Raw genomic sequence first — 7,158 nt, forward strand, 5'->3', positions numbered from 1 at the left:
GCGTACTGATCAGACCGTGACGGTCAGACCCCCGAAGGGACTTCCGTCCTCTGCTCCGGCTCTCCGGAGCCTTCCCCGAGCCGGCGGTTCCTCACCACCGACGACAGGTACGCCGCACCGATCAGTACCACACCGACGAGTCCGGTGATCACGTCGTTGATCTCGTACTTGATGGTGACCAGCAGGATGACCGCCAGAGCTCCGATCGCGTAGTGGGCGCCGTGCTCCAGGTAGACGTAGTCGTCCAGGGTGCCCTTGCGGACCAGGAAGACGGTCAGCGAGCGGATGTAGAGCGCACCGATGCCCAGGCCCAGGGCCATCTGGAAGATCTGGTTGGTGATGGCGAAGGCACCGATCACGCCGTCGAAGGAGAACGAGGCGTCGATGACCTCGAGGTAGAGGAACATGAAGAACGCGGCCTTGCCGGCCAGTCCCAGCGCGGAAGTGCCGGACTTCTTCGCCGTGTTGACGCCCGCCCCACCGGCTGCCTCGGCGCCGTCCTCGCTGTCCTCGGCGTCTTCAGCGTCCTCCTCGTCCTCCAACTGCTCCTCGAAGAAGCCGGAGATGCCGCCCACCACGAGGTAGGCGACCATGCCGGCGACCCCGGCGAGCAGCACGGTGGCGGTCTTGTCGACGGTGCCGTGGCCGCCGTGCAGCGGGACCGCGGTGGCCACCGTCATCGCGGCGACCAGCAGCGCGACCAGCGCGATGACCACCGAGAGCATGTCCAGCTTGCCGAGCTTGGCCAACGGCCGCTCCAGCCAGGCGAGCCAGGCGATCTCGCGCTCCTCGAGGATGAAGTCGAGGAAGATCATCAGCAGGAACACCCCGCCGAACGCGGCGATCGCCGGGTGGGCGTTGGTGACCAGGTGCTGGTAGCGGTCCGGGTCGTTGACCGCCACCTTCACCGCGTCGACCGGGTTGATCTTCGCGGTGATGGCGACGATGGCGACCGGGAAGACCAGCCGCATGCCGAACACGGCGATCAGCACGCCGACCGTGAGGAAGATCCGCTGCCAGAAGGCGTTGAGCTTCCTCAGGATGCCGGCGTTGATGACCGCGTTGTCGAAGGAGAGGGAGATCTCCAGGACGGACAGGATCGCGACGACCGCAAGACCCGACCACCCCCAGATGAGCCCGGCGAAGGCGAGGCCGATGACGGTGATGACCATCGACCAGCCGAAGGTACGGACTAGCACACTCGATCCAATCCTTGAGGGTCCCCCGCGCGTGCAGTCCGCGCAGTTTTACGAAACGTTGACCCCGAAGTCTAGAGCGATGCCGCGCAGTCCGGACGCGTACCCCTGACCCACCGCACGGAACTTCCACTCGCCGCCGTACCGGTACAGCTCGCCGAAGATCATCGCCGTCTCGCTGGAGGCGTCCTCGCTCAGGTCGTAGCGGGCCAGCTCCGACTGGTCGGCCTGGTTGACGACCCGGATGTAGGCGTTGCTGACCTGGCCGAACGTCTGGGAGCGGCTCTCCGCCTCGTAGATGGAGACCGGGAAGACAACCTTGTCGACGCCCTGCGGGACCTTGGCGAGGTCGACGAGGATGGTCTCGTCGTCACCGCCGGTGCCGCCGACGAGTTCGTCGCCGGTGTGCTCGACCGAGCCGTCCGGGCTCTTGAGGTTGTTGTAGAAGACGAAGTACTCGTCGCCCAGCACCCGGCCGTTCGCGCACAGCAGCGCGCTGGCGTCGAGGTCGAAGTCGGCGCCGGTGGTGGACCTGGCCTCCCAGCCGAGGCCGATCAGGACCTGCGTGAGGTTCGGCGCGGCCTTGCTGAGGGAGACGTTTCCCCCCTTGGCGAGCGTGACACCCATGTTGTTGCTTCCTCCCCGGTGATACGTGCGTGGTGCGTACCGCCCCAGCGCGTCCGGCGCCGCGTCCCGCTGGGGAACGCGACGCCGGACGGGCGGGGCCGGTGGTGCGGTGGCGCCGGGCGCGCCCCGGGCGCCGTGGCGTCAGACGTTGACGCCGAAGTCCTGGGCGATGCCGCGCAGGCCGGAGGCGTAGCCCTGGCCGATGGCGCGGAACTTCCACTCCGCGCCGTTGCGGTACAGCTCACCGAAGACCATCGCGGTCTCGGTCGAGGCGTCCTCGCTCAGGTCGTAGCGCGCCAGCTCGTTGCCGTCGGCCCGGTTGATCACGCGGATGTAGGCGTTGCGGATCTGGCCGAAGCTCTGCTGGCGGGTCTCGGCCTCGTAGATGGAGACCGGGAAGACGATCTTGGCGACGTCGCCCGGGACCGAGGCCAGGTCGACGTTGATCACCTCGTCGTCGCCCTCGCCCTCACCGGTGAGGTTGTCGCCGGTGTGCTCGACGGAGCCGTCGGGGCTCTTGAGGTTGTTGAAGAACACGAAGTGCTGGTCGCTGAGGACCTTGCCCTCCGGGTTCGTCAGCAGGGCGCTGGCGTCCAGGTCGAAGTCGGCGCCGGTGGTGGTCCGGGCGTCCCAGCCCAGGCCGACCTGGACCGCGGTGAGGTTGGGCGCCTCCTTGGTCAGCGAGACGTTGCCACCCTTGCTGAGGCTGACTCCCACGAGTCCTCCAAGGTCTAAAGGGGGAACGTCCGGTGCGGCGCCCCCGTGGTGCGTGGCCACCGGTGGTCACCGGTGGTGGTCGCCGGTTCGGTCGCGTAGCCCGGCTTCCGCCGGATCAACGAACCGATCCTAGTGACCGGTTCCCCGCCGCCGCGGCAGCCAAGCGCCACGGGGGCGGCGCGTCACAGTTCGGCGAGCGCCTTGGCGTACTCGTCCAGGTCACGGGCGTCCGGCAGGCCGTTGACGACCGTCCAGCGCACCACGCCCTCGGTGTCGATGATGAAGGTGCCGCGCACCGCGCAGCCCTTCTCCTCGTCGAAGACGCCGTAGGCGCGGCTGGCCTCGCCGTGCGGCCAGAAGTCGGACAGCAGCGGGTACTCCAGGCCCTCGCGCTCGGCGAAGACCCGCAGGCTGAACGGGGAGTCGTTGGAGACCGCGAGCAGCTGCACGGAGTCGTTGACGAACTTCGGCAGCTCGTCGCGCAGGGCGCACAGCTCGCCGGTGCAGACCCCGGTGAAGGCGAAGGGGTAGAAGAGCAGGACGACGTTCTTGTCTCCGCGGAAGTCGGAGAGCCGGACGGTCTGGCCGTGCTGGTCGCGCAGTGCGAAGTCCGGAGCCTTGGTGCCGACCTCGATCGCCATGGGGTCGCGTCCCTTCGGTAGGGCGGTTACGTCGCGGGACAGTCTGTCACCGCGGTGTGCCGCTCCCGCGGGCGCGGGGGGCCACGCGACGCGCCCCCGCGGGCCCGAGAGGCCCGGCGGGGGCGCGGGGGGCGTCATGGCGGACGCCGGGGAGGCGCTCGGCGCCTTCTCGGCACTCCGGGATGCCGACCGGCTCAGCGGCTTCGGGATGCCGTCCGGTCAGCGCTTCCGGATGCCGTCCGGCCCGCTCAGCGCTTTCCGGCCTTGGCGGTCTTCGGGGTGACCAGGCGGCTGCCCGACCAGTCCTTGCCCGCGTTGAAGGTGCGGGTCTGGGTGAGACCGGCGGTGGTGGCGGCCTCGCCGATGTCGCTGGGCTCGACGTAGCCGTCGCGGCCGGTCTTGGGCGTCAGCAGCCAGATGGGCGAGCCGTCGTCGACGACCTGGGTGGCGTCCACCAGGGCGTCGGTGAGGTCCCCGTCATCGTCCCGGAACCACAGCAGCACCGCGTCCGGCAGCTCCTCGTAGTCCTCGTCGGCGAGCTCCGTACCCGTAAGCTCCTCGATACCTTCACGGAGATCGTGATCGACGTCGTCGTCGTAGCCGAACTCCTGGACCACCTGTCCGGGCTGGAATCCCAACCGGCTCGCCGGGTTGGTCTCCTCCGCGTGGTCCGCGGTCGCGCTCACGGATTGCCTCCTGTCTTGGGGATGTGTACTGGCCCCGCACGTGCGCGAGGCGTTGGCCGTAGTCCACACGGACGGGACGGATCGCGCAAGTACCCGGCTGCCGAGATCGCCGAAACGGTGACTATTGGGGCTGTGTCGCCGCAAGACGCACACTCGGCCGTGACGGGCGCCACAGCCGATTTTACCCATTTGCGGCACCGCTACCCCCCGAAGATCCCCGGCCCGGCGGCGCGGCGGCGGGCCCGGCCGGGCCGAGGGCGACGCGAGCAGCGCGCGAGCGAATGGAAGTTCTCTTCCGATACGGGTGTCCGACCGCTTCCGGCCTGGGCGTAGAGTTGCGATTTGGCCCGGCTGAACCGGGGCCGAACACCGTCGCAGCTCGATGTGTCTCAGCCAGTGGTGGTTACCACTCAGTAGAGATGACGGAATCTCCAGCCGCGGTACACGATGGAGGCGGCGCGACACAGCAGAGCAAGACCTAGTAGCGAAGGAACAGCGTGGCTTCCGGATCCGATCGCAACCCGATCATCATTGGCGGCCTTCCCAGCCAGGTCCCGGATTTCGATCCCGAGGAGACGGCGGAATGGCTCGACTCGCTCGATGCGGCTATTGACGAACGCGGCCGTGAGCGCGCCCGCTACCTGATGCTCCGCCTCATCGAACGCGCCCGTGAGAAGCGGGTCGCCGTGCCCGAGATGCGCAGCACGGACTACATCAACACCATCGCGACCAAGGACGAGCCGTTCTTCCCCGGCAACGAGGAGATCGAGCGCAAGGTCCTCAACGCGACCCGCTGGAACGCCGCCGTCATGGTCTCGCGTGCCCAGCGCCCCGGTATCGGCGTGGGCGGCCACATCGCCACCTTCGCCTCCTCCGCGTCGCTGTACGACGTCGGCTTCAACCACTTCTTCCGGGGCAAGGACGACGGCAAGGGCGGTGACCAGGTCTTCTTCCAGGGTCACGCCTCCCCCGGCATCTACGCCCGCGCGTACCTGCTCGACCGGCTCTCCGAGGGCCAGCTCGACGGCTTCCGCCAGGAGAAGTCGAAGGCGCCCGACGGCCTGTCCAGCTACCCGCACCCCCGGCTGATGCCGGACTTCTGGGAGTTCCCGACCGTCTCGATGGGCCTCGGCCCGCTCGGCGCGATCTACCAGGCGCGGATGAACCGCTACATGGAGTCCCGCGGCATCGCCGACACCTCCGACAGCCACGTGTGGGCGTTCCTCGGCGACGGCGAGATGGACGAGCCGGAGTCGCTCGGCCAGCTCTCGCTCGCCGCCCGCGAGGGCCTGGACAACCTGACCTTCGTGGTCAACTGCAACCTCCAGCGCCTCGACGGCCCGGTGCGCGGCAACGGCAAGATCATCCAGGAGCTGGAGTCGCAGTTCCGCGGCGCCGGCTGGAACGTGATCAAGCTCATCTGGGACCGCAGCTGGGACCCGCTGCTCGCCCAGGACCGGGACGGCCTGCTGGTCAACAAGCTCAACACCACGCCGGACGGCCAGTTCCAGACCTACGCCACCGAGACCGGCGCGTACATCCGCGAGCACTTCTTCGGCAGTGACCAGCGGCTGCGCAACATGGTCGAGGGCATGACCGACGAGCAGGTCCTGCACCTCGGTCGCGGTGGCCACGACCACCGCAAGATCTTCGCGGCGTACACGGCGGCCAAGGAGCACAAGGGCCAGCCGACCGTCATCCTCGCCCAGACCATCAAGGGCTGGACGCTGGGCCCGAACTTCGAGGGCCGCAACGCGACCCACCAGATGAAGAAGCTGACGGTCGAGGACCTCAAGCGGTTCCGTGACCGGCTGCACCTGCCGATCGCCGACAAGGAGCTGGAGTCCGGCGCCCCGCCGTACTACCACCCGGGCCGGAACTCGGAGGAGATCCAGTACATGCACGACCACCGCAAGGCCTGCGGTGGCTACGTGCCGACCCGGGTGGTGCGCGCCAAGCCGCTCGCGCTCCCGGACGACAAGGCCTACGCGGCCGTCAAGAAGGGCTCGGGGCACCAGTCGATCGCCACCACGATGGCGTTCGTCCGGCTGCTGAAGGACCTGATGCGGGACAAGGAGATCGGCAAGCGCTTCGTGCCGATCGCGCCGGACGAGTACCGCACCTTCGGCATGGACTCGCTCTTCCCGTCCGCCAAGATCTACAACCCGCAGGGCCAGACCTACGAGTCGGTCGACCGCGAGCTGCTGCTGGCGTACAAGGAGTCGCCGAGCGGCCAGATGCTGCACGACGGCATCACCGAGGCGGGCTGCACCGCCTCGCTGATCGCGGCGGGCTCGGCCTACGCCACGCACGGCGAGCCGCTGATCCCGGTCTACGTCTTCTACTCGATGTTCGGCTTCCAGCGCACCGGCGACCAGTTCTGGCAGATGGCCGACCAGCTGGCCCGCGGCTTCGTGCTGGGCGCCACCGCCGGTCGCACCACGCTGACCGGTGAGGGCCTTCAGCACGCGGACGGCCACTCGCAGCTGCTGGCGTCCACCAACCCGGCGTGCGTCGCCTACGACCCGGCGTTCGGGTTCGAGATCGCGCACATCGTCCAGGACGGTCTGCGCCGGATGTACGGGCCGACCGCCGACGGCAAGGCCGGCGAGGACGTCTTCTACTACCTGACGGTCTACAACGAGCCGATCCAGCACCCGGCCGAGCCGGAGAACGTGGACGCCGAGGGCATCCTCAAGGGCCTGTACCGCTACAAGGCGGGCGAGAAGGGCTCGGTCCCGGCGCAGATCCTGGCCTCCGGTGTGGCCGTGCCGTGGGCGATCGAGGCCCAGCGCCTGCTCGCCGAGGAGTGGGACGTGCGCGCCGACGTGTGGTCGGCGACCTCCTGGAACGAGCTGCGGCGCGACGCCGTCGCCGTGGAGGAGCACAACCTGCTGCACCCGGAGGAGGAGCAGCGCGTCCCGTACGTCACCAGCAAGCTCCAGAGCGCGCAGGGTCCGATCGTGGCGGTCTCCGACTGGATGCGGGCGGTGCCGGACCAGATCGCCCGCTGGGTGCCGGGCACCTGGCAGTCGCTGGGCGCGGACGGTTTCGGCTTCGCCGACACCCGCGGCGCGGCGCGGCGCTTCTTCCACATCGACGCGCAGTCGGTGGTGCTGGCGGTCCTGACCGAGCTGGCCAAGGAGGGCAAGGTCGACCGCTCGGCGCCGAAGCAGGCGATCGAGCGCTACCAGCTGCTGGACGTGGCGGCGGCCGACCCGGGCGCGGCGGGCGGCGACGCCTGACCCACGCGTTCGCACGACGCGTCGGACCGCGGGGGGCCCCCCCCCC

The 7,158-nt window shown here is 69.1% G+C and carries 6 protein-coding genes; 1 reads left to right on the forward strand and 5 read right to left on the reverse strand.

The window, feature by feature from the left end; all coding sequences use genetic code 11:
* Positions 1-23: 23 nt before the first annotated feature.
* The 5 genes from K7472_RS21305 to K7472_RS21325 form a co-directional block, all read right to left on the reverse strand.
* Positions 24-1,199, reverse strand: a complete 1,176-nt coding sequence (locus tag K7472_RS21305) for a DUF475 domain-containing protein (RefSeq protein WP_222980083.1) — start codon at positions 1,197-1,199, stop codon at positions 24-26.
* Positions 1,200-1,247: 48 nt separating this feature from the next.
* A complete protein-coding gene (locus tag K7472_RS21310; RefSeq protein WP_222980084.1) occupies positions 1,248-1,823 on the reverse strand; it encodes a TerD family protein in 576 nt (191 codons plus the stop codon).
* Between the two features lie 141 nt (positions 1,824-1,964).
* Entirely contained in the window at positions 1,965-2,540 is a 576-nt protein-coding gene (locus tag K7472_RS21315) for a TerD family protein (RefSeq protein ID WP_222980085.1), read from the reverse strand.
* Positions 2,541-2,722: 182 nt separating this feature from the next.
* The gene (locus K7472_RS21320; protein ID WP_222980086.1) at positions 2,723-3,181 is read right to left on the reverse strand and encodes a peroxiredoxin; all 459 of its coding nucleotides are present in this window, start codon (positions 3,179-3,181) and stop codon (positions 2,723-2,725) included.
* Positions 3,182-3,429: 248 nt separating this feature from the next.
* Positions 3,430-3,867 carry a DUF3052 domain-containing protein gene (locus tag K7472_RS21325; protein ID WP_222980087.1) on the reverse strand — a complete coding sequence of 146 codons (438 nt, stop codon included), beginning with the start codon at positions 3,865-3,867 and terminating at the stop codon, positions 3,430-3,432.
* Positions 3,868-4,364: 497 nt separating this feature from the next.
* Here K7472_RS21325 and aceE point away from each other — a divergent pair, with 497 nt between their 5' ends.
* The gene (gene aceE, locus K7472_RS21330; RefSeq protein ID WP_222980088.1) at positions 4,365-7,112 is read left to right on the forward strand and encodes a pyruvate dehydrogenase (acetyl-transferring), homodimeric type; all 2,748 of its coding nucleotides are present in this window, start codon (positions 4,365-4,367) and stop codon (positions 7,110-7,112) included.
* Positions 7,113-7,158 lie beyond the last annotated feature (46 nt).

Origin of the sequence: Streptantibioticus parmotrematis (genome assembly GCF_019890615.1) — a bacterium.
In the GTDB taxonomy this organism is placed as follows: Bacteria; Actinomycetota; Actinomycetes; order Streptomycetales; family Streptomycetaceae; genus Streptantibioticus_D; species Streptantibioticus_D parmotrematis.

What these genes read in the sequence shown, in the direction of transcription:
- K7472_RS21320 (WP_222980086.1), bottom strand. Translation starts at nt 3,181, where the DNA reads ATGGCGATCGAGGTCGGCACCAAGGCTCCGGACTTCGCACTGCGCGAC.
- K7472_RS21310 (WP_222980084.1), bottom strand. Translation starts at nt 1,823, where the DNA reads ATGGGTGTCACGCTCGCCAAGGGGGGAAACGTCTCCCTCAGCAAGGCC.